We start from the raw sequence: 1,053 nt of genomic DNA on the forward strand, positions 1-1,053 counted from the left end.
CGAGCAAGTTTCCGAAGTAGATTGCCCGGATGAACGCGAGAATGTCTGCAGCCGTTTGTGGCCCATATTCCGCGACGAGTTCGGTTATCGCTTCCTCTCCAGGAGACTCATCAGTCTCGGCGTATCGCTGGGCAAACACCAGAGCGGGGCGCTCATCTGCCCCAACAGCAGCCCCGATGTCTGATTCGAGGATGTCAGAGATTACCTCGGATTCGACACCGACGTCGAGTGCGAGGTCGGTATGGAATCTCGTGCAGTACTGGCACTCATTGACGGCCGTCACTGCCAACATGATCTTCTCAGCAAATTGCTCAGAGACACGGTCCGCTCGCTTTGCTCGAATCAACGCAGGGAAGTTACGAACGAAGCGAAACGTCCCCGTGAATAGTGTTCGAAGAGTGAACGACTTCTTTTGGAATTCAGATTGACGGGGAGCGTCCGAGTTCCCACCTTCAGTCATTATAGCGTGTTTAGAGAGGTTGTTTGGAAATGTATTTCGGTAGCAGAGGTTCAGATATCGAACGCGCTCATGTATTTTTCACCCAACATCAACACTCGATAGTCGCTATTCTTTCACGATATCGTTGGGCGTGAACAGAGACACGTCAGAGCGCTCTTCAGCAACCGCTTGTAAGCCGTCAGAGAACCCTGACCGAGCGAAGCAACAGTAGTGGTACGTCGGCTTCCCACCCTCCGGTGGCGTCCAGTCGACCTGCGCAGCACTCCGTTCGAGGTCGGCAAGGTCACCTTCGTTCATCTTTCGCGTCGTGTACTTGCACTCCCCAGCAACGAGTGTGCCATCACTTGCGAGGCCGACGACGTCCAGTTCGTGGTGCTTGTACCACCAATATCCGATACCGTGGTACGTCTTGGGGATCAACGATGGGAGTGCATTCTGACAGACGATTTCGAACATCTGGCCCATGTAGTCCGAGAATGAAGGTGCAATCAGCTCTTCGAAGGCATCGTCACCGAGTTGGGCAAGCTTGTTTTCTTGACCGTACACGTAGCGGAACCAGAACCGAAACAGCGGTTCGTTCAGTCCGTACCGAC

General features: G+C 53.8%; 2 protein-coding genes. Both read right to left on the reverse strand.

Translation table 11 applies throughout. The features are described from left to right. Nucleotides 1–292: carboxymuconolactone decarboxylase family protein (locus AUR66_RS23150; RefSeq protein WP_331456999.1), on the reverse strand; the 292-nt coding region annotated here is incomplete at its 3' end. 273 nt (nt 293–565) lie between these two features. Beyond that, the coding region (locus AUR66_RS11890) for a DUF234 domain-containing protein (RefSeq protein WP_231727863.1) at nt 566–1,053 on the reverse strand (488 nt) is incomplete at its 5' end.

Source organism: Haloferax profundi (assembly GCF_001469865.1).
GTDB lineage: Archaea > Halobacteriota > Halobacteria > Halobacteriales > Haloferacaceae > Haloferax > Haloferax profundi.